Source organism: Bacteroides sp. D1 (assembly GCF_000157095.2).
In the GTDB taxonomy this organism is placed as follows: domain Bacteria; phylum Bacteroidota; class Bacteroidia; order Bacteroidales; family Bacteroidaceae; genus Bacteroides; species Bacteroides xylanisolvens.
Map to the genome: position 1 here is coordinate 82,200 of NZ_JH114337.1, position 21,444 is coordinate 103,643.

General features: G+C 43.4%; 20 protein-coding genes. 19 read left to right on the forward strand and 1 reads right to left on the reverse strand.

Annotated features, from left to right (window positions below):
• The first annotated feature begins 1 nt into the window (after position 1).
• The 9 genes from infA (at position 2) to BSAG_RS15020 (ending at position 4,592) form a co-directional block, all read left to right on the forward strand.
• Positions 2-220, forward strand: a complete 219-nt coding sequence (infA, locus tag BSAG_RS15055; protein ID WP_002558052.1) for a translation initiation factor IF-1 — start codon at positions 2-4, stop codon at positions 218-220.
• A gap of 8 nt (positions 221-228) precedes the next feature.
• Positions 229-345, forward strand: coding sequence for a type B 50S ribosomal protein L36 (gene ykgO / locus BSAG_RS24110; protein ID WP_002558051.1), 117 nt, complete (start codon positions 229-231; stop codon positions 343-345).
• A 33-nt stretch (positions 346-378) separates the two neighbouring features.
• A complete protein-coding gene (gene rpsM, locus BSAG_RS15050; protein WP_004296328.1) occupies positions 379-759 on the forward strand; it encodes a 30S ribosomal protein S13 in 381 nt (126 codons plus the stop codon).
• An 11-nt stretch (positions 760-770) separates the two neighbouring features.
• The gene (gene rpsK, locus BSAG_RS15045; RefSeq protein WP_004296327.1) at positions 771-1,160 is read left to right on the forward strand and encodes a 30S ribosomal protein S11; all 390 of its coding nucleotides are present in this window, start codon (positions 771-773) and stop codon (positions 1,158-1,160) included.
• Positions 1,161-1,277: 117 nt separating this feature from the next.
• Positions 1,278-1,883 carry a 30S ribosomal protein S4 gene (gene rpsD, locus BSAG_RS15040; protein WP_004296326.1) on the forward strand — a complete coding sequence of 202 codons (606 nt, stop codon included), beginning with the start codon at positions 1,278-1,280 and terminating at the stop codon, positions 1,881-1,883.
• Positions 1,884-1,894: 11 nt separating this feature from the next.
• Complete coding sequence (locus BSAG_RS15035) at positions 1,895-2,887, forward strand: DNA-directed RNA polymerase subunit alpha (RefSeq protein ID WP_004296325.1); 993 nt, start codon at positions 1,895-1,897, stop codon at positions 2,885-2,887.
• 3 nt (positions 2,888-2,890) lie between these two features.
• Positions 2,891-3,394: a 50S ribosomal protein L17 gene (gene rplQ / locus BSAG_RS15030; protein WP_004313458.1), complete on the forward strand. Its 504-nt coding sequence runs from the start codon at positions 2,891-2,893 to the stop codon at positions 3,392-3,394.
• A 147-nt stretch (positions 3,395-3,541) separates the two neighbouring features.
• Entirely contained in the window at positions 3,542-3,937 is a 396-nt protein-coding gene (locus BSAG_RS15025) for a hypothetical protein (RefSeq protein WP_004313459.1), read from the forward strand.
• 112 nt (positions 3,938-4,049) lie between these two features.
• Positions 4,050-4,592: a hypothetical protein gene (locus BSAG_RS15020; protein ID WP_004313460.1), complete on the forward strand. Its 543-nt coding sequence runs from the start codon at positions 4,050-4,052 to the stop codon at positions 4,590-4,592.
• A gap of 152 nt (positions 4,593-4,744) precedes the next feature.
• Here BSAG_RS15020 and BSAG_RS15015 read toward each other — a convergent pair whose 3' ends face one another.
• Positions 4,745-6,559, reverse strand: coding sequence for a MutS family DNA mismatch repair protein (locus BSAG_RS15015; RefSeq protein WP_004313461.1), 1,815 nt, complete (start codon positions 6,557-6,559; stop codon positions 4,745-4,747).
• 254 nt (positions 6,560-6,813) lie between these two features.
• Here BSAG_RS15015 and BSAG_RS15010 point away from each other — a divergent pair, with 254 nt between their 5' ends.
• The 10 genes from BSAG_RS15010 (at position 6,814) to BSAG_RS14965 (ending at position 21,430) form a co-directional block, all read left to right on the forward strand.
• Entirely contained in the window at positions 6,814-7,458 is a 645-nt protein-coding gene (locus tag BSAG_RS15010) for a DUF6563 family protein (RefSeq protein ID WP_004313462.1), read from the forward strand.
• A gap of 540 nt (positions 7,459-7,998) precedes the next feature.
• Complete coding sequence (locus BSAG_RS15005) at positions 7,999-9,996, forward strand: urocanate hydratase (protein ID WP_004313463.1); 1,998 nt, start codon at positions 7,999-8,001, stop codon at positions 9,994-9,996.
• A 228-nt stretch (positions 9,997-10,224) separates the two neighbouring features.
• Complete coding sequence (gene ftcD, locus BSAG_RS15000; protein WP_004313464.1) at positions 10,225-11,127, forward strand: glutamate formimidoyltransferase; 903 nt, start codon at positions 10,225-10,227, stop codon at positions 11,125-11,127.
• Between the two features lie 137 nt (positions 11,128-11,264).
• Positions 11,265-12,518 (forward strand): imidazolonepropionase, encoded by a 1,254-nt coding sequence (gene hutI / locus BSAG_RS14995; RefSeq protein WP_004313465.1) that lies wholly within the window; start codon positions 11,265-11,267, stop codon positions 12,516-12,518.
• A 42-nt stretch (positions 12,519-12,560) separates the two neighbouring features.
• On the forward strand, positions 12,561-13,190 hold the full coding sequence (locus BSAG_RS14990; protein ID WP_004313466.1) for a cyclodeaminase/cyclohydrolase family protein: 630 nt from the start codon (positions 12,561-12,563) through the stop codon (positions 13,188-13,190).
• Positions 13,187-14,686: a histidine ammonia-lyase gene (gene hutH, locus BSAG_RS14985; protein WP_004313467.1), complete on the forward strand. Its 1,500-nt coding sequence runs from the start codon at positions 13,187-13,189 to the stop codon at positions 14,684-14,686. Before BSAG_RS14990 ends, hutH begins: the two co-directional genes overlap by 4 nt.
• Before the next feature lie 347 nt (positions 14,687-15,033).
• Positions 15,034-15,684: a TetR/AcrR family transcriptional regulator gene (locus tag BSAG_RS14980; RefSeq protein WP_008023025.1), complete on the forward strand. Its 651-nt coding sequence runs from the start codon at positions 15,034-15,036 to the stop codon at positions 15,682-15,684.
• Positions 15,685-15,739: 55 nt separating this feature from the next.
• Entirely contained in the window at positions 15,740-17,086 is a 1,347-nt protein-coding gene (locus BSAG_RS14975; protein ID WP_004313469.1) for a TolC family protein, read from the forward strand.
• 33 nt (positions 17,087-17,119) lie between these two features.
• A complete protein-coding gene (locus BSAG_RS14970) occupies positions 17,120-18,157 on the forward strand; it encodes an efflux RND transporter periplasmic adaptor subunit (RefSeq protein WP_004313470.1) in 1,038 nt (345 codons plus the stop codon).
• A 114-nt stretch (positions 18,158-18,271) separates the two neighbouring features.
• Positions 18,272-21,430 (forward strand): efflux RND transporter permease subunit, encoded by a 3,159-nt coding sequence (locus tag BSAG_RS14965; RefSeq protein ID WP_004313471.1) that lies wholly within the window; start codon positions 18,272-18,274, stop codon positions 21,428-21,430.
• Positions 21,431-21,444: the final 14 nt, after the last annotated feature.

The window sequence follows — 21,444 nt, forward strand, 5'->3', positions numbered from 1 at the left end:
TATGGCAAAGCAATCTGCAATAGAACAAGATGGAGTTATAGTTGAAGCATTGTCAAATGCAATGTTTCGTGTTGAATTAGAAAACGGACATGAGATTACCGCACATATTTCAGGCAAGATGAGGATGCATTACATCAAGATCCTGCCGGGAGATAAAGTGAGAGTCGAAATGTCTCCTTACGACTTATCGAAAGGAAGAATTGTGTTTAGATATAAATAAAATAAGATATGAAAGTAAGAGCATCATTAAAGAAACGCACGCCAGAATGTAAGATCGTTAGACGTAATGGCCGTTTGTATGTTATTAACAAGAAAAATCCTAAGTATAAACAACGTCAAGGATAATTTGTTATTTTTGCAAAAAAAATAATTTAGTATATGGCTATAAGAATAGTTGGTGTAGATTTACCTCAGAACAAAAGAGGTGAAATTGCGTTGACCTATGTATATGGAATAGGTCGCAGTAGTTCAGCAAAAATTTTAGATAAAGCTGGTGTAGATAAAGATCTGAAGGTTAAAGACTGGACAGATGATCAAGCTGCTAAGATTCGTGAGATTATCGGTGCAGAGTATAAAGTAGAAGGTGATCTTCGTTCTGAAATCCAATTGAACATTAAGCGATTAATGGATATTGGTTGCTATCGTGGTGTACGTCACCGTATTGGTCTGCCTGTTAGAGGTCAGAGCACTAAGAACAATGCACGTACTCGTAAGGGTAGAAAGAAAACCGTTGCTAATAAGAAAAAAGCTACTAAATAATAATTGTTGATATGGCAAAAAAAACAGTTGCAGCTAAAAAGAGAAATGTGAAAGTAGACGCTAATGGACAGTTGCATGTTCATTCATCTTTCAACAATATTATTGTTTCTCTTGCAAATAGTGAAGGGCAGATTATCTCTTGGTCATCTGCTGGTAAAATGGGATTTAGAGGTTCTAAAAAGAATACTCCTTATGCAGCTCAGATGGCTGCCCAGGATTGCGCAAAGATTGCATTCGATCTTGGCCTGAGAAAGGTAAAAGCATATGTGAAGGGTCCAGGTAACGGACGTGAGTCTGCTATTAGAACTATCCACGGTGCTGGTATCGAAGTTACTGAAATCATTGACGTGACTCCGCTTCCACATAATGGTTGTCGTCCTCCGAAAAGACGTAGAGTTTAATTTACCTTTAACTTACACAATGATCTTGATTTTGTTTTTGGATTACATTAATTTCTCTCTGTAATCGCGGCTGCAACAAATTGAGTTCATGAATAAACAATTAAATATTTAAAAGAAATGGCTAGATATACTGGACCAAAATCGAGAATCGCCCGTAAATTCGGTGAAGGAATCTTTGGAGCTGACAAAGTTTTGTCAAAGAAGAACTATCCTCCCGGACAACATGGTAATTCAAGAAAAAGAAAAACTTCTGAATACGGTGTGCAACTTCGTGAAAAACAGAAAGCTAAATACACCTATGGAGTTTTGGAAAAACAATTCCGCAATTTGTTTGAAAAAGCAGCTACTGCTAAAGGTATTACCGGTGAGGTACTTCTTCAATTGCTGGAAGGCCGTCTTGACAACGTAGTATTCCGTTTGGGTATTGCTCCTACACGTGCTGCTGCTCGTCAGTTGGTTAGTCACAAGCACATCACTGTAGATGGTGAAGTAGTAAACATTCCTTCATTTGCAGTAAAACCAGGACAATTGATTGGTGTTCGTGAAAGATCTAAGTCTTTGGAAGTAATTGCTAATTCTCTTGCAGGTTTCAATCACAGCAAGTATGCTTGGTTGGAATGGGACGAGGCTTCAAAGGTTGGTAAAATGTTGCACATACCTGAAAGAGCAGACATTCCTGAGAACATTAAAGAACATTTGATCGTTGAATTGTATTCTAAATAATAATTAATTTCATGGCGATATTAGCATTTCAAAAACCTGATAAAGTATTAATGTTGGAGGCGGACTCCAGATTCGGTAAATTCGAATTCCGTCCGTTGGAACCGGGTTTTGGTATTACTGTAGGTAATGCATTACGCCGTATCCTTCTTTCTTCATTAGAGGGTTTTGCTATCACTACTATCAGAATCGATGGTGTGGAGCATGAATTTTCTAGTGTACCTGGAGTAAAAGAGGATGTTACCAACATTATCTTGAATCTGAAACAAGTGAGATTCAAGCAAGTAGTTGAAGAGTTCGAGAGCGAAAAAGTGAGCATCACTGTCGAGAATTCCAGTGAATTTAAAGCAGGTGACATAGGTAAGTATTTGACTGGATTTGAAGTGTTAAATCCGGAATTAGTTATTTGTCATTTAGATTCTAAGTCAACTATGCAGATTGATATTACCATTAACAAAGGTCGTGGTTATGTACCTGCTGATGAAAATCGCGAGTATTGCACGGATGTTAATGTAATTCCAATCGACTCTATTTATACACCGATACGTAATGTCAAGTATGCTGTAGAAAACTTCCGTGTAGAACAGAAGACTGACTACGAAAAGCTAGTGCTTGAAATTAGTACCGACGGTTCTATACACCCGAAAGAAGCGCTGAAAGAAGCTGCAAAAATTCTGATTTATCACTTCATGTTGTTCTCTGACGAGAAGATCACGCTTGAAAGTAATGATACTGACGGCAATGAAGAGTTTGATGAAGAAGTTTTGCACATGCGTCAGCTGTTGAAAACTAAACTCGTTGATATGGACTTGTCAGTTCGTGCCCTCAATTGCTTGAAGGCTGCTGACGTAGAAACTCTCGGCGACTTGGTACAATTCAACAAAACTGACCTGCTGAAATTCAGAAACTTCGGAAAGAAATCGCTTACCGAGCTTGATGATTTGCTGGAAAGTCTGAATCTGTCGTTTGGAACCGACATTTCTAAATATAAATTAGATAAAGAATAAAAAATGAGACATAATAAAAAATTCAATCATTTAGGTCGTACTGCTTCTCATAGAAGCGCTATGTTATCTAACATGGCTTGCTCTTTGATCAAGCACAAAAGAATCACTACGACTGTTGCAAAGGCGAAAGCTTTGAAGAAGTTTGTTGAGCCTTTGATTACTAAGTCTAAAGAAGATACTACGAACTCTCGTCGTGTTGTATTTAGCAACTTGCAAGATAAGATTGCAGTAACAGAGTTGTTCAAAGAAATCTCTGTTAAGATTGCTGATCGTCCGGGTGGTTATACTCGTATTATCAAGACTGGTAACCGTTTGGGTGACAACGCAGAAATGTGCTTTATTGAGTTGGTTGACTACAATGAAAACATGGCTAAGGAAAAAGTTGCTAAGAAAGCTACTCGTACTCGTCGTTCGAAAAAAGCTGCTGAAGCTGCTCCTGCTGCTGTTGAAGCTCCTGCAACTGAAGCTCCTAAGGCTGAAGAACCAAAAGCTGAATCGGCTGAATAATTTTACAGTTATTCTTATAGATATAAAAAAGGCTACCTTCGAAGGTAGCCTTTTTTGTTTGTCTGCCGTTTATTAATACTAAGATACATTAAAATATATCCTAATTAAACTTTTCATAGAGAGAATCTGTTATATTTGCAGGTGAATATGGCAAAATTTGTAAAGGTAATATTGTTTCTGTTGCTGACAGTTGCTTTTCATAGCATAGCAGGCAATGTCTCTACCGAAAGAATGGTGGATAAGCAGGGGTGTGATATTACATATGCTATGGGGCAGCGTGGGGAAATCTGTGCACCCGATCTTCCGGGTAAGCCTGTGGCTGAATTGACCAATTTGCAGAGCCATCAAATATCTGTGACACGTATTCAACGTGTACAGCTTGGAGAATATTTCTTTTCTTTAAAGAATGCGCTACAAGGTTGTGCTGATCGTGAGAGCTCACTATCACAACACTGGGGGCGGATTTATGATACAACAACTTCCTATTATTGCCAGCCATCGAGTGAATACTATGTATACACCTTGAGGCGTATAATTATTTAGCAGTATATTTATTGGTATTGTTTATTTTGTGGTTACTGGTATCTTCTGTATACTGGTGATACTACTTCTTTTTATCTTTATATTTTTACTAATAAATTAAACTTTAAATATTATGGCAACTACTCAAACGATTGATGCTACTATATTCGCATCTACACACCCCGATATCGCTAAACGCATAAGTGTTTCAGGAGTTTTAATCTCTTCTGTTATGTTATTGATTGGTATTTTAGCTTTTGCTTCAACATTCGAATTGGATGACAAGTCTTCTACAACCAGTATGGCTTTGATGGTTTTGGGGACAGGTTTATTCCTTATCGGAATTTTCCGTCTTTTCTGGAAATCAAAGGAGGTTGTTTATTTACCAACAAAAAGTGTGGCTAAAGAGCATAGTGTATTCTTTGATTTGAAGCATATGGATGCTTTGAAAAATCTTGTAAATTCGGGTTCATTCTCCGCTGATTCGAAAATAAAAAGCGAGGCTAGTGGTAATATACGTATGGATGTGATACTTTCTGCTGATAAAAAGTTTGCAGCTGTACAGTTATTCCAATTTGTACCTTACACGTATCAGCCAATAACATCGGTGCAGTATTTCACTAATGAAAAAGCTTCTGCGATAGTCGCTTTTTTGTCGAAAAGTAAAATACAATAAGTATATATCTATAACACCTGTTTGACTTTGTTTTTTCCGACACATTAAAACTATGCAGTTTGAAACTTTATATTGAGTTTGCTGCTACTAAATAAAACAGGTTTTAGATGTTACTGTAAAAGATAACTTTGATTTTCATACGAAGATGGGGATTAGTCGTTAATGACGGCGATCCCCATTTTTTTCATTAAGAAGCAGGCGTTCATGTTTTGAGCAACTCCGTTTCTCATTTGATATGAGAAGGTGAGTTCATTGTTGGTAATGTCGGCTTCGAAACAGTAATTTCGGATATTTTGTGGGAAGGACTCTATTAAAGTCCCTAATAACAAGTCATGGGTGGCGATGATACCGTTGGCGTTCATGTGCATGAATTGTTTGATAAGGGCGAAAGAGCCTTTCTGTTTGTCCATGGAGTTGGTGCCTTTCAGTATTTCATCAAGGATGATGAAAAGCTCTTCCCCGGCTTCAAGTTTGTCTATGATTAATTTAAGTCGCTTGAGTTCTGCAAAGAAATAAGATTCGTTGTCAGCTAGGGAATCACTGGTTCGAAGGCTGGTAACGAGACGGGCCGGATATATTTTCATTTGCTTTGCCCAAACGGGAGCTCCTATACATGCCAGTAGATAGTTTACTCCTACAGTACGTAAATAAGTACTCTTGCCTGCCATATTGGCGCCTGTGATTATAATAAAGAAAGGACGTTTTTCAATGTCTATTCCGTTACGCACACATTGGTTGCGATCCATTAGGGGATGCCCCAAGGCTTCAGCTTGTAGGTGGAAAGATTGAGCAGCGATAGTGGGGTAAATATAATCCGGATGATTATATGCGAATGTTGCCAGGGAACAATAGGCATCTATTTCTCCGATTGTTTCTATCCATCGGGGGAGGTCGGAGGCATGAATCTCTTTCCACTTCTCGATTCGCATCACCTGTCGTAGCTCCCAAAATATCAGTCCGTTGAGTATAGTACTCATGAGCAGATTGCTTCGTTGGTCGAGTGCGTTCATCAGTTTAGAAAGCTGGCGGACTGCTTGAGAAGCGGTTTGATTTTGACTTGTAAGGTCCGTTTTTAACTCTTGCAGTATATGACTGTGCATTTCTTTTTGTTCAGTGAGCAGAATTTGGTCAGCGTATGTTGAAAGAATCTGCAGCTTTTCTCCGTAGGTTGTTTGCAGTTTAGTGATTCCTTTAGAGAAAATAGTACTGAATAATACAAAGCTGACAAATACTCCTCCTGCAATGTTAGCCGAGATAATACCTGAAATGGCTAGACTTATACATAAGAAATTAATGACGGTAACCGCTATTGGGAGGATACGCAGGAGCGTACGTTTTCGATAATAACTCGGACTGGCTGCCCATTCTTTGATTTCGGTGGTATCGGCAGGTTTTCCTTTGTAGAGTAATCCGAGTAAGCGGATTTGTTGGCGATATTCCAAATCGGTGGAGAGTTCCCGGATGGCTTCCTGGCGGTGGTCAATAGCTGCTTTATTCTCCAGATGTGCATTGAACCAGTTTGCGAGATGTTGCTTGCCGATAGGGGTTGCGGTGCGGTTGATGTATTGGAAGAGAGAGTGTTCTCCAAATACGTCCAGATCAAGAGTGTAGAGGTGAGACGGGTTAATGAATTCTTTTCCATCGTCAAAATCGGAAAAATCATATTGCATGGCACGTAGTTCCTGCTCGTTGATTTCTATTTTCTTTTTCAGAAAGTCTTTCCGGTAGAACCAGAAATTATGGCGTTTTACTAACCAAATGAATAAGATAAAGGGTAGGACAGCGAATGCAGAGAGGCATAGCCAACCGTCAGACCAAAAAATAATGGCATTTGCTACGGCTCCTACGAATAAGATAAGTCGGAGAAGACTTATATAATAGATACGTTTCCGTGCATTCTGTAACTCCAGTTCTGTTTTCTGAATGATTTGCTGATATGTGGTAATGATCTGTTCTAGTTTTTCCATGACAAATTTAAATCTTTTGCGCAAAGGTAATATAATTCATAACGGTCGGGATAGGAGCTTGTTTTTGTCAAGAGTAGATTTACTGTTTATTAACGGAAGTAGGAAGATGTGTGGGCTTGGATTATAACTCGTCTTGATAATGTTGTTGTTAGCTGGAAGAAATTTTCAATATTTCTTTTCTCATTCTTGCATTTATCCGCTAAAATTTATAACTTTCCACTCGAAAAGGCGTTAGACAGGAAAGGAGGATGCTTATGAAGAAAGGATGTATCTTATGTTTGCTGATAAGCGTGATTAGCCTTCCGTTAATTGCGCAGAATATTATTTATTCCAACCTGAAAGAGTTGCTGACTCAACATGGCGATACCACTGCTGTGTTGCGTGTAGAAAAACGTTCCAGAAATCAGATTGTATTAACAGGAGGGGCTGATTACCGGATAACAGCCGGTGATGACGAGTCGATGTGCCGGCGTTTGAAGAAGCGTTGTTTTGCTGTGCGTGACGAAAAAGGAAATTTATATTTGAACTGTCGTAAGTTGCGCTATAAGAAATTGCGTTTTGGAGCATGGTATGCTCCTGCCGTTCAGTTAGGCAAAAACATCTATTTTTGTGCGATGCCTTTAGGATCAGTCATCGGAGGCAACTTTGTGGAAGAAGATGATGTAAAACTAGGAGGAAATATAGGCGATGCTCTTGCTGCTTCAAGTCTGGTTACAAAACGTGTTTGCTATGAATTGAATGGTGAAACGGGAAAAGTCGACTTTCTGGGGAAAGATAGAATGCTGCAATTATTGAAGAATTATCCGGAACTGAAACAAGCATATTTGAAAGATGATAGTCAGGAGGCAAAGCATACTTTTAAATATCTGTTAGAGTTGCAGAATAAACAAAAGAAATAATTCCATTAATTGCGGTTGGTATCGTATGAAAAGCCCTATCAATAATACAATCATCTATATAATGATATTATTGAGATGCGGGTTACGCTAGTTATACAAATTCCACCGATTTCATAGCGTTGATTTTAGAAAGGGCTGCTATTTGCTTTACTAAAGATTCTCTTTTATTTTAATGAAAGGGTTTTTACCAACGATCCTTCCATTCATTTTAATGAAAAGTCTATTTTTAGCTTTAGTGAAGCTCCGCCATTCGTTTTAATGATAGTTTTGCAATTTAACGTAATGCCAACCCTGCTATCTACTTCAGTGAAAGGGTTATCTATCTGTTTTGACAAAACGGCCTGTATTCGTGCCTGTATAAAAGCATAAGAGAGTTTTGACATCGCTTGTGTCTTGTTCTTCTATCAAACTGTAAATGTAATAATACCTTTCTGATAATAAATCTGTCAAATCTCTTGTCTTTTATCTTCTTTTTTTCTATCTTGCGAAGAGTTATAAGACTGTATTGCTTACAGTTTGTAATCCTTAATTCTGTTTATTATGAGAATAACTCTTGGCAACACACTACCTCCTTATCCGGATTTTGTAGAAGGTATCCGGAGAGCTCCCGACCGTGGTTATACACTTACCCCGGCGCAGACAATCACAGCATTAAAAAACGCTTTGCGTTATATTCCTATCGAGTGGCACGAACAATTGGCTCCTGAATTGATGGAAGAGCTACGCACTCGCGGGCGGATTTACGGATACCGTTTCCGTCCTGCCGGCGACCTGAAAGCCAAACCGATTGACGAATATCGGGGACAATGCATTGAAGGCAAAGCTTTTCAGGTAATGATTGACAATAACCTTTGCTTCGATATAGCATTATATCCCTACGAACTAGTCACTTACGGTGAAACCGGACAAGTCTGCCAAAACTGGATGCAATATCGACTGATAAAACAATACCTCGAAGAACTTACCCAAGAACAGACGCTGGTTATTGAGTCCGGACATCCATTAGGGCTTTTCCGCTCCCGTCCCGATGCTCCCCGCGTTATAATAACCAATTCGATGATGATCGGGCAATTCGACAATCAACATGATTGGCATATTGCTGCCCAGATGGGAGTTGCCAATTACGGGCAAATGACTGCCGGCGGCTGGATGTATATCGGTCCTCAAGGAATTGTGCATGGCACTTTCAATACCCTCCTCAATGCCGGGCGATTGAAACTGGGTATTCCACAAGACCAAAATCTGCGGGGACATTTATTTGTATCTTCCGGCTTGGGAGGAATGAGCGGCGCACAACCCAAAGCGGCGGAGATAGCAGGAGCAGTCTCCATCATAGCCGAAGTAGATAGTTCGCGTATTGAAACCCGTTACCGCCAGGGATGGGTGGGACACGTGACTGCGGATATAGCCGAAGCATACCGGATGGCATCTCAAGCAATGCAACGTCGTGAACCCTGCTCGATAGCCTATCACGGCAATGTCGTAGATCTGCTCGAATATGCCGAACGCGAAAGAATTCCTATTGAATTATTATCCGATCAAACCTCCTGTCATGCCGTTTACGAAGGCGGTTACTGCCCTGCCGGACTAACTTTTGAAGAACGCACACGCCTTCTTCACGAATCTCCGGAACAATTCCGTCACTTGGTAGATATATCCTTGCATCGTCATTTTGAAGTTATCAAGAAACTCGTAGCCCGCGGAACTTATTTCTTTGATTATGGAAACTCCTTCATGAAAGCCATATACGATGCCGGAGTAAAAGAAATCTCCCGTAATGGTGTTGATGAAAAGGACGGATTTATCTGGCCAAGCTATGTTGAAGATATTATGGGACCCCAACTCTTTGATTATGGCTACGGTCCGTTCAGATGGGTTTGCTTGAGTGGCAAACACGAAGATCTGATAAAAACAGACCATGCAGCTATGGAATGTATCGACGTCAATCGGCGCGGTCAGGATCTTGACAATTACAACTGGATACGGGATGCCGAAAAGAATCAGCTCGTGGTGGGTACACAGGCACGTATTCTGTATCAGGATGCAGTCGGGAGAATGAACATAGCCCTCCGTTTCAATGAGATGGTCCGCCGGGGAGAAGTAGGTCCTATCATGCTGGGACGAGACCATCACGATGTAAGCGGAACGGATTCTCCTTTCCGAGAGACATCGAATATCAAAGACGGAAGCAATGTGATGGCAGATATGGCTGTGCAATGTTTTGCCGGAAATTGTGCCCGCGGAATGAGCCTGGTAGCTTTGCACAATGGTGGTGGAGTCGGTATTGGTAAAGCAGTCAATGGCGGTTTCGGTATGGTATGCGACGGTAGCGAACGGGTAGATGAAATACTTCGTTCGGCAATGCTCTGGGATGTGATGGGCGGAGTAGCCCGTCGCTCATGGGCGCGTAATCCGCATGCGATGGAGACAAGCGAAGCATTTAATGACTCCCATGCAAGAGACTATCAGATAACAATGCCGTATGTAGCGGACGAAGAACTTATAAAGAAGATAGTCCCATATATTGTGGGAAAATAGTATCACATATTATGGGAATTTATTCTCTTAATATGAGAGAATAAATTCCCATAATATATGGAACTGTTTAAACATATAGCTGTTTAGTATAAACCATGCGGTGATTCGGTATGAAACTCGTGTGAACCGTGCCTGATTATATAAGGACTATTGGTAAAGAGCACTTGTTTAATGTAAAACATATAGTTATCCAGTTGAATATAACCTCTATAATAATAGATATTTGATATGAGTTGGAATAAAATTATTGAATGCGTCCCCAATTTTAGCGAGGGACGTGATTTAGAGAAAATAGATCAGATAGTAGCCCCTTTCCGTATTAAGGCCGGGGTAAAACTGCTTGATTACAGTAATGATGAAGACCATAACCGTCTGGTTGTAACTCTTGTCGGCGAGCCGGAAGCTCTGTACGAAGCAATCGTTGAAGCCGTCGGTGTGGCTGTCCGTTTGATAGACCTGAATCAGCATACCGGGCAACATCCCCGTATGGGAGCGGTAGATGTCATCCCTTTCATCCCGATTAAGAATACTAGCATGGAAGAAGCCATCGAACTATCCAAGAAAGTAGCCGCAAAAGTAGCCGAGATCTATCATCTTCCTGTCTTCCTGTATGAGAAGTCCGCAACTGCGTCGCATCGGGAAAATCTCGCTTCCGTTCGTAAAGGAGAATTTGAAGGCATGGCCGAAAAAATCAAACTACCCGAATGGCAACCAGATTTCGGACCTGCCGAACGTCATCCAACCGCAGGTACAGTCGCCATCGGAGCCCGTATGCCGCTCGTAGCCTACAATATCAATCTTAGTACGGACAATCTGGAAATAGCTACCAAGATAGCAAAGAATATCCGCCATATCAATGGAGGGCTCCGTTATGTGAAAGCAATGGGAGTGGAGCTAAAGGAGAGAAACATCACCCAGGTATCCATAAACATGACCGACTATACCCGTACTGCCCTTTACCGCGCCTTCGAACTGGTACGTATCGAAGCCCGCCGCTATGGTGTTACGATTGTCGGTAGTGAAATCATTGGTCTCGTACCGATGGAAGCCCTGATTGATACAGCTTCCTACTATCTCGGACTCGAAAACTTTTCCATGCAGCAAGTCTTGGAAGCCCGTATCATGGAATAGCCGGTAAAGAAATATGTTAGCGAATATTCAATCCAAATCAGAACGGATGTTTACAGGGGAACCTGCCTGATAAAAAACAACGGATCAAGAAGCAGGATGAATGAAACAAGAATAAACCAAGATAATTCGGATAATTTATGAGTGAAAACCTAATCATATTCAATGCCCGTATCGTAACTCCCATCGGCTTTTCCGCCCGTAAAGGCGAAGAAATGTCTCAACTGCAAGTCATAGAGAACGGAACCGTGGAAGTCACCAAAGGAATCATCACCTACGTTGGTGAGAACCGTGGCGAAGACCGCGACGGTTACTATCAACATTACTGGCATTATAACGCTCGCGGACACTGCCTCTTGCCCGGCTTCGTTGATTCCCATACCCATTTTGTATTTGGCGGAGAACGTTCCGAAGAATTCTCCTGGCGTCTGAACGGCGAAAGCTATATGTCGATTATGGAGCGGGGAGGCGGAATCGCAAGCACCGTAAAAGCCACCCGGCAAATGAATTTCCTGAAACTGCGTTCAGCAGCCGAAGGCTTTCTGAAAAGAATGAGCACAATGGGCGTAACCACCGTAGAAGGTAAAAGCGGCTACGGACTGGATCGGGAAACCGAACTATTACAGCTAAAGGTAATGCGCAGCCTGAACAACACCGAGCATAAACGTGTCGATATAGTCTCCACCTTTCTCGGTGCCCATGCCCTTCCCGAAGAATATGCAGGAAGAAGCGACGAATACATCGACTTCCTGATTCGTGAAATGCTTCCCCTTGTCCGTGACGGCGAACTGGCAGAATGTTGTGATGTCTTTTGCGAACAAGGCGTTTTCTCTATCGAACAGTCCCGCCGCCTGCTTCAGGCAGCCAAGGAACACGGCTTTCTGTTGAAACTCCACGCTGACGAAATCGTCTCCCTCGGTGGAGCTGAACTGGCAGCCGAACTGGGAGCACTGTCTGCCGATCACCTCCTGCACGCTTCCGATGCCGGCATCCGTGCAATGGCCGATGCCGGAGTAGTAGCCACCCTGTTACCTTTGACAGCTTTTGCTCTGAAAGAACCCTACGCACGCGGTCGTGAAATGATTGACTCCGGCTGTGCGGTAGCACTTGCTACTGACCTGAACCCTGGCAGTTGTTTCTCCGGTTCTATCCCGCTGACCATTGCTCTGGCCTGCATCTATATGAAAATGAGTATTGAAGAAACCATCACCGCCCTGACCCTGAACGGAGCTGCCGCCCTTCAGCGAGCCGACCGGATTGGAAGCATCGAAGTAGGCAAACAAGGCGATTTTATCGTTCTCAATTCCAACAACTATCATATTCTACCTTATTATATAGGCATGAACTGTGTAATCATGACTATTAAAGGTGGCATGTTATATCCCGTCGCTTAATAGTTGACCAACTCATTCATTAATCACTTAAAACAAAATACCATGTTAGCAGATTTAACCGTAAAAGATTTCTTAGATAAAGTAGCTTGCAGCGATCCTGTACCCGGTGGAGGTAGTATTGCCGCTTTGGATGGAGCACTGGCTTCCGCCCTTTCCACAATGGTAGCACGGCTCACCGTAGGAAAAAAGGGATACGAAGCCAGTGAAGAAGTAATGCAGCACGCACAAACTATCACCCTCCGTCTGCTGGACGAATTTATTGCACTTATCGATAAAGATTCCGCTGCCTACAACGAAGTCTTTGCCTGCTTCAAACTTCCTAAAACAACCGACGAAGAGAACGCCGCGCGAAGTGCCGCCATTCAGGAAGCAACCAAACAAGCCGCCCTCGTTCCGTTGGAAGTAGCCCGCAAGGCCCTGGATATGATGTCCGTCATAGCAGATGTTGCCCGCTTGGGCAACCGCAATGCCGTCACAGATGCCTGCGTAGCCATGATGTCCGCCCGTTCCGCCGTATTGGGAGCCTTGCTGAACGTCCGTATCAACCTTGGTTCGCTCAAAGACAGAGATTTTGTCCTCCAACTGCAAACCGAAGCCGATACAATCGAGCAAACCGCCTGCCGGAGAGAAAAAGAATTGTTGGATGCCGTAAATCAAGACCTGCGCGTATGAGTAAGAATGTATATCATATCGGTTCCGGAGCATTGACCTTCGAAATCATCGAACGAATTATCAACGAAAACCTAAAACTGGAACTAGCTCCCGAAGCCAAGTTGCGCATCCAGAAATGTCGTGACTATCTCGACCACAAAATAGCTTCTTCCGAAGAACCGCTGTACGGTATAACAACCGGTTTCGGCTCTTTATGTACCAAAAATATTTCTCCCGACGAACTCGGTACGCTTCAGGAGAACCTGATAAAAAGCCATGCTTGCAGCGTAGGCGAAGAAATCCGCCCCGTCATCATCAAACTGATGATGCTTCTCAAAGCCCACGCCCTCTCATTGGGACATAGCGGCGTACAAGTAATCACCGTGCAGCGCATCCTCGACTTCTTCAACAATGACGTCATGCCCATCGTCTATGACCGTGGCTCCCTTGGAGCCTCCGGCGACCTTGCTCCGCTCGCCAATCTTTTCCTCCCCCTGATCGGTGTCGGCGATGTCTACTATAAAGGGAAAAAGTGCGAAGCCATCAGCGTACTTGACGAATTCGGCTGGGAACCCGTCAAACTAATGAGTAAAGAAGGACTGGCCCTGCTCAACGGCACCCAATTTATGAGCGCCAATGGTGTATTCGCTATGCTCAAAGCCTTCCGCCTCTCAAAAAAAGCCGACCTCATAGCCGCCCTTTCCCTCGAAGCCTTTGATGGTCGTATCGACCCGTTTATGGACTGCATCCAGCAAATCCGCCCCCATCAGGGACAAATCGAGACAGGCGAAGCCTTCCGCAAACTACTGGCCGGTAGCGAACTGATCGAACGTCACAAAGAACACGTTCAAGATCCCTACTCCTTCCGCTGCATCCCGCAAGTACACGGTGCCACGAAAGACGCCATCCGCTACGTTGCCTCCGTATTGCTGACCGAAATCAATTCCGTCACGGACAACCCCACCATCTTCCCCGATGAAGACCGGATCATCTCCGGCGGAAACTTCCACGGGCAACCGCTTGCCATTTCTTATGACTTCCTTGCCATCGCTTTGGCCGAATTGGGAAATATCTCCGAACGCCGTGTCTCTCAACTGATTATGGGACTCCGCGGACTACCTGAATTCCTGGTTGCCAACCCCGGTCTGAACTCCGGCTTCATGATTCCGCAATATGCCGCCGCTTCGATGGTCAGCCAGAATAAAATGTACTGCTATGCGGCTTCGAGCGACTCCATCGTCTCCTCCAACGGACAGGAAGACCACGTAAGCATGGGCGCCAACGCCGCTACCAAACTCTATAAAGTGATGGACAACCTGGAACATATCCTTGCCATCGAACTGATGAATGCTGCACAAGGCATTGACTTCCGTCGTCCGCTGAAAACTTCTCCCGTTCTTGAACGTTTCCTTCATGCCTATCGGAAAGAAGTGCCTTTTGTGAAAGATGATATCGTGATGTACAAGGAGATACATAAAACAGTCGCCTTCCTGAAGAGGACACAAATTGACTATTGACCATAAACCAACCCTTTTTCGCTTTTCGTTAATAATGGTGACTGTTGTTGCCGGGTAAGTGTTGATTCTATCGACATTTATCCGGCATTGGTCGATTATAATCCCTCTGCCGGCGATAAAACTTTACTTCGTATTCCCCTCATTCCTACCTTTGCCCTATGTTTGTTCCGTATTTCCTATTAACACTTGTTTTCATTTTACTCTATTGAATGATAATAATTCCCAAATGCATTATAAATAGAAGGAAACTTGATTTGTTAATTGAGTTTTCTATATATCTTTGTTCCGTTTTTCCTTTGGAAATGAAAAGAAAACGAAAACTGCATTTTAATAAAATAGAAAAACGGATGATGGCAGAGCATGGAAAAGACGCTTCCCAACGGGTAGAGTTAAGAGAACGGATCATAACGGCAGCAACAGAAGCTTTTACTTCAAAAGGCATCAAGAGTATTACGATGGACGACATTGCAGCAGCATTAGGAATATCCAAACGTACCCTCTATGAAGTCTTTTCGGATAAAGAATCGTTGTTGAAAGAATGTATACTGAAGGCACAGGCCGACAGAGATAAGTACTTACAGAAAATCTTTGAACAGTCGCATAATGTGTTAGAGGTAATACTTGCAGTCTTTCAGAAAAGTATTGAGGTGTTCCATCAGACGAATAAACGCTTTTTTGAAGACATCAAGAAATATCCGAAGGTATATGAGATGATGAAGAACCGGCAGGACAGCGATTCGCAGAAAACGATGTCCTTCTTCAAGACGGGAGTAGAGCAGGGCATCTTTCGTCCGGATGTGAACTTCGCTATCGTTAATTTGCTGGTACGAGAGCAGTTTGACGTACTTCTGAATACGGATATCTGCAATGAATATCCTTTTATTGAAGTGTACGAATCCATCATGTTTACTTATATACGCGGCATCTCCACCGAAAAAGGAGCAAAGGTACTGGAAGACTTTATACAAGAATATCGTAAGAACCGCATCGCAGATTAGAGCAAAAGTGAGGTTTTATTGACAAACAAGTAAGATTAAATTAGAAATTCAGTTTATGAACAAGATGAAAAGATTGGCAGGTAAGAAGATTCTTCTGGTAGCTGTGGCACTCTGTGCATTTGGTTTTGCAAAGGCGCAGGACACACAGGCGGAGAAGAATATACTAACCTTAACCTTAGACAAAGCCCTGGAAATTGCATTGGATGAGAATCCGACAATAAAAGTGGCAGAAGAAGAAGTTGCATTAAAGAAAGTTGCCAGTAAAGAAGCCTGGCAAAGTCTGTTGCCGGAGGCTAGTATTGCCGGTTCAGTAGACCATACCATTAAAGCGGCTGAAATGAAATTGAACGATAACGTGTTCAAGATGGGGCAAGACGGTTCGAACACCGTTAATGCGGGGTTGAGTATTAATCTGCCACTCTTTGTGCCGGGCGTTTATCGTGCCATGTCGATGACAAAGACGGATATTGAACTGGCAGTAGAGAAGTCACGCGCTTCCAAACTGGATCTCGTGAATCAGGTGAGCAAGGCTTATTATCAGTTGATGCTTGCGCAGGACAGCTATGAAGTGCTTCAAGGCAGTTATAAACTGGCAGAAGATAACTACAATGTAGTGAATGCCAAATATCAGCAGGGAACCGTGAGCGAATATGACAAGATCAGTGCGGAGGTGCAGATGCGCAGTATTAAACCGAACTTGATTTCGGCAGCTAATGCGGTGACTTTGGCTAAGTTGCAGTTGAAAGTCCTGATGGGGATCACAGCCGATGTGGAGATAAAGATTAACGATAGTCTGACCAACTATGAGACGGCCATGTTTGCCAACCAGTTGAGAGAAGAAAATGTAAATCTGGACAACAATACCACCATGAAGCAGTTGGACTTGAACATGAAGTTGCTTGAAAAGAACGTAAAGTCTTTAAAGACAAACTTTATGCCGACTCTTTCAATGAGTTTCTCCTACCAATATCAATCACTGTATAATCCGAATATCAATTTTTTCAATTACAACTGGAGCAACAGTTCCAGCCTGATGTTCAATCTTAGTATACCTTTATATAAGGCAAGTAACTTTACGAAAGTGAAATCCGCCCGTATACAGATGCGCCAGCTCGATTGGAACCGTATCGATACGGAAAGACAATTGAATATGCAGATTGTCAGTTGTCGCAATAACATGAGTGCCAGCACAGAGCAGGTAGTCAGCAACAAGGAAAATGTGATGCAGGCAAAGAAAGCGGTAGTGATTGCCGAAAAACGTTATGATGTAGGTAAGGGCACGGTGCTCGAACTGAACAGTTCCCAAGTGTCGCTGACACAGGCGCAACTCACCTATAATCAGTCCATATACGATTACCTGGTTGCTAAGGCAGACCTCGATCAGGTTCTGGGAAAAGAATAAAGATAGACAACTAAAAAATTACAATTAAGGAATATGAAAAGAAGTATCCAATTGGTAGCCCTGCTGTTAACTGTGTTTATGGGCTCATGTACAGGTGGAAAAGACAAAGCGGCTGCGGAACATGTGGACGCGAAGCCCATTGTGAAGCTGGCAGACGTAAAAGCCCGTCCCGTAGATCAAATACAAGATTACACAGCGACGGTGGAAGCTGAAGTAAAGAATAATATAGCCCCTTCGTCTCCCGTACGTATCGACCAGATTTTTGTGGAAGTAGGCGACCGCGTATCCAAAGGCCAGAAACTTGTGCAGATGGATGCAGCCAACCTGAAACAGACGAAGCTGCAACTAGATAATCAGGAAATAGAATTCAACCGTATTGACGAATTATATAAAGTGGGCGGTGCGTCCAAATCAGAGTGGGATGCTTCGAAGATGCAACTCGATGTGAAGAAAACCGCTTATAAGAATCTGCTGGAGAATACCTCTTTGCAAAGCCCTATCAACGGTGTGGTCACTGCACGCAACTATGATAATGGCGATATGTACAGCGGTGGAGAACCCGTACTTGTAGTAGAACAGATCACTCCGGTGAAACTCCTGATTAACGTGTCCGAAACCTACTTCACGAAAGTGAAAAAAGGTACTCCTGTCGATGTGAAACTCGATGTATATGGCGATGAAGTATTTACAGGAACCATCAATCTGATTTACCCTACCATAGATGCCACTACCCGTACATTCCAGGTAGAGATCAGACTGGATAATAAAGACCAGCGTGTGCGTCCGGGAATGTTTGCCCGTGCGACATTGAACTTCGGTACAGCAGAAAACGTCGTTGTTCCCGATTTGGCAATCGTTAAGCAGGCAGGTTCCGGCGACCGTTATGTATTCGTTTATAAAGACGGTAAAGTATCTTATAATAAGGTCGAACTGGGTAGACGCATGGGTACGGAGTATGAGTTGAAATCCGGTGTACCGGATAACTCACAGGTGGTAGTTGCCGGACAGTCACGTTTGGTGAACGGTATGGAAGTAGAGGTGGAAGCCTCTTCCCAGCCTTCTTCCAAATAAGAGGTGTTCAGTACCTTTCGCCCGATGCTTTTATTAATTAACCTGATTTCAAAACGATCTTCCGGCTCCCTCTTTTGGGGAGAGGAGCAGGGAGAGGCTTTTAAATAAAATAACATGAGTTTATACGAAGGTGCGGTTAAGAAACCGATTATGACCTCCCTCTGCTTCCTGGCAGTGGTGATTTTTGGTCTTTTCTCTTTGTCCAAGTTACCTATCGACTTGTATCCGGACATTGACACGAATACAATCATGGTAATGACCGCTTATCCCGGAGCAAGTGCTTCGGATATAGAAAATAATGTGACTCGCCCGCTCGAAAATACGTTGAACGCGGTGAGCAACCTGAAACATATTACCTCCCGTTCTTCCGAGAATATGTCATTGATTACATTGGAGTTCGAGTTTGGTAACGATATTGACGTTCTGACCAATGATGTGCGTGATAAACTCGACATGGTAAGTTCGCAGCTTCCCGATGATGTCGAGAATCCGATCATCTTCAAATTTAGTACGGACATGATTCCCATCGTGCTGCTTTCCGTACAGGCCAATGAGAGTCAGTCAGCGCTTTATAAGATATTGGACGACCGTGTGGTAAACCCGCTGGCACGTATTCCGGGAGTCGGAACCGTGTCTATCAGTGGTGCGCCGCAACGTGAGATTCAGGTATATTGTGACCCCAATAAACTGGAAGCCTATCACCTGACTATCGAAACAATCAGTTCCATTATCGGCGCCGAGAATAAGAACATTCCCGGTGGTAACTTCGATATCGGTAGTGAAACATACGCGTTGCGTGTAGAAGGTGAGTTCGATGATTCCCGACAGTTGGCAGACGTAGTGGTAGGTACGCATAATGGGGCAAATGTCTTTTTGCGTGATGTAGCCCGAATCGTCGATACTGTGGAAGAACGTGCGCAGGAAACCTATAACAATGGTGTGCAAGGTGCGATGATTGTTGTTCAGAAGCAGTCCGGAGCCAATTCGGTAGAAATCTCCAAGAAAGTGGCCGACGCATTGCCGAGGCTTCAGAAGAACCTGCCGAGTGACGTGAAGATCGGTGTCATTGTCGATACCTCCGACAACATTTTGAACACCATCGACAGTTTGACGGAAACCGTTGTTTATGCCTTGCTCTTCGTTGTCATCGTCGTGTTCCTTTTCTTGGGACGCTGGCGTGCTACATTGATTATCTGTATCACCATTCCGCTTTCGTTGATTGCCTCGTTCATTTACCTGGCGATTAGTGGAAATACGATTAATATCATCTCGCTTTCATCACTTTCTATCGCTATCGGTATGGTAGTGGATGATGCGATTGTGGTACTTGAAAACGTAACGACCCATATCGAGCGTGGCTCCGATCCGAAACAGGCAGCCGTGCACGGAACCAATGAGGTGGCAATTTCTGTAATCGCTTCTACGCTGACCATGATTGCCGTGTTCTTCCCGTTGACAATGGTAAGCGGTATGTCCGGTGTACTTTTCAAACAGTTGGGTTGGATGATGTGTGCCATCATGTTTATTTCTACGGTCGCCGCACTATCTTTAACTCCGATGCTCTGTTCCCAGTTGCTTCGTTTGCAGAAGAAACCGTCGAAGATGTTCAAGCTCTTCTTTACTCCGATAGAGAAAGCACTCGACGGGCTCGATACCTGGTATGCGAAGATGCTGAACTGGGCTGTACGTCATCGTCCGATTGTCATTGTGGGATGTATTGCTTTCTTCATTGTCAGTTTGCTGTGTGCAAAGGGCATTGGTACGGAGTTCTTCCCGGCACAGGATAATGCTCGTATTGCTGTACAGTTGGAGCTTCCGATCGGTACACGAAAAGAGATAGCGCAGGAACTTTCGGAGAAATTAACCAACCAATGGCTGACGAAATATAAAGACATTATGAAAGTCTGCAACTACACCGTCGGTCAGGCTGACTCCGATAATACTTGGGCATCCATGCAGGACAACGGTTCGCATATTATCTCGTTCAACATCAGTTTGGTGGATCCGGGCGATCGTGATATCACTTTGGAAGCAGTCTGTGATGAGATGCGTGAAGATTTGAAAGCCTATCCGGAATTTAGTAAAGCACAGGTAATTCTCGGTGGTAGTAACACGGGTATGTCCGCACAGGCAAGTGCCGACTTTGAGGTTTACGGATACGACATGACAATGACCGATAGCGTAGCAGCCCGTCTGAAACGTGAATTGCTGAAAGTAAAAGGCGTGACCGAGGTAAATATCAGCCGTAGTGACTACCAGCCGGAATATCAAGTAGACTTCGACCGTGAAAAACTGGCGATGCATGGCTTGAATCTTTCAACAGCCGGTAACTATCTGCGTAATCGTGTCAATGGTGCGGTAGCATCTAAATATCGTGAAGACGGAGATGAGTATGATATCAAAGTGCGTTATGCGCCCGAATTCCGTACAAGTCTGGAGAGTCTCGAAAATATTCTCATTTACAATGCGCAAGGACAATCCGTTCGTGTGAAAGACGTCGGAAAGGTAGTCGAACGTTTCGCGCCTCCTACTATTGAACGTAAAGACCGCGAACGTATCGTGACCGTTTCCGCAGTAATCTCCGGTGCTCCGTTGGGCGACGTAGTAGCTGCCGGTAATAAGGTGATAGATAAAATGGATCTTCCGGGAGATGTCACCATTCAGATTTCCGGTTCATACGAAGACCAGCAGGATTCGTTCCGCGATTTGGGAACGCTTGCCATCCTGATTGTTGTGCTTGTATTTATCGTGATGGCAGCACAGTTCGAGTCACTGACCTATCCGTTCATTATTATGTTCTCCTTGCCGTTTGCTTTTAGCGGTGTCTTGATGGCACTATTTTTTACGAACAGTACATTGAGTGTCATGAGTTTGTTGGGAGGTATCATGCTGATTGGTATTGTGGTGAAGAACGGTATCGTGCTTATCGACTACATCACCCTTTGCCGCGAACGTGGACTGGCAGTGTTGAACTCTGTAGTAACCGCTGGTAAGAGCCGTCTCCGCCCGGTATTGATGACCACTGCCACTACCGTTCTTGGTATGATTCCGATGGCTATCGGTGGCGGTCAGGGTTCTGAAATGTGGAGTCCGATGGCGATTGCCGTAATCGGTGGTTTGACGATCTCTACTGTTTTGACATTGATTTTGATCCCTACTTTATATTGTGTATTTGCAGGAACAGGTATTAAGAACCGTCGTCGTAAGCTCCGTCGTCAACGTGAATTGGATGTTTACTTCCAGGCGAATAAAGACAGTATTATTAAGAAATAATAAAGAAAAGAAAT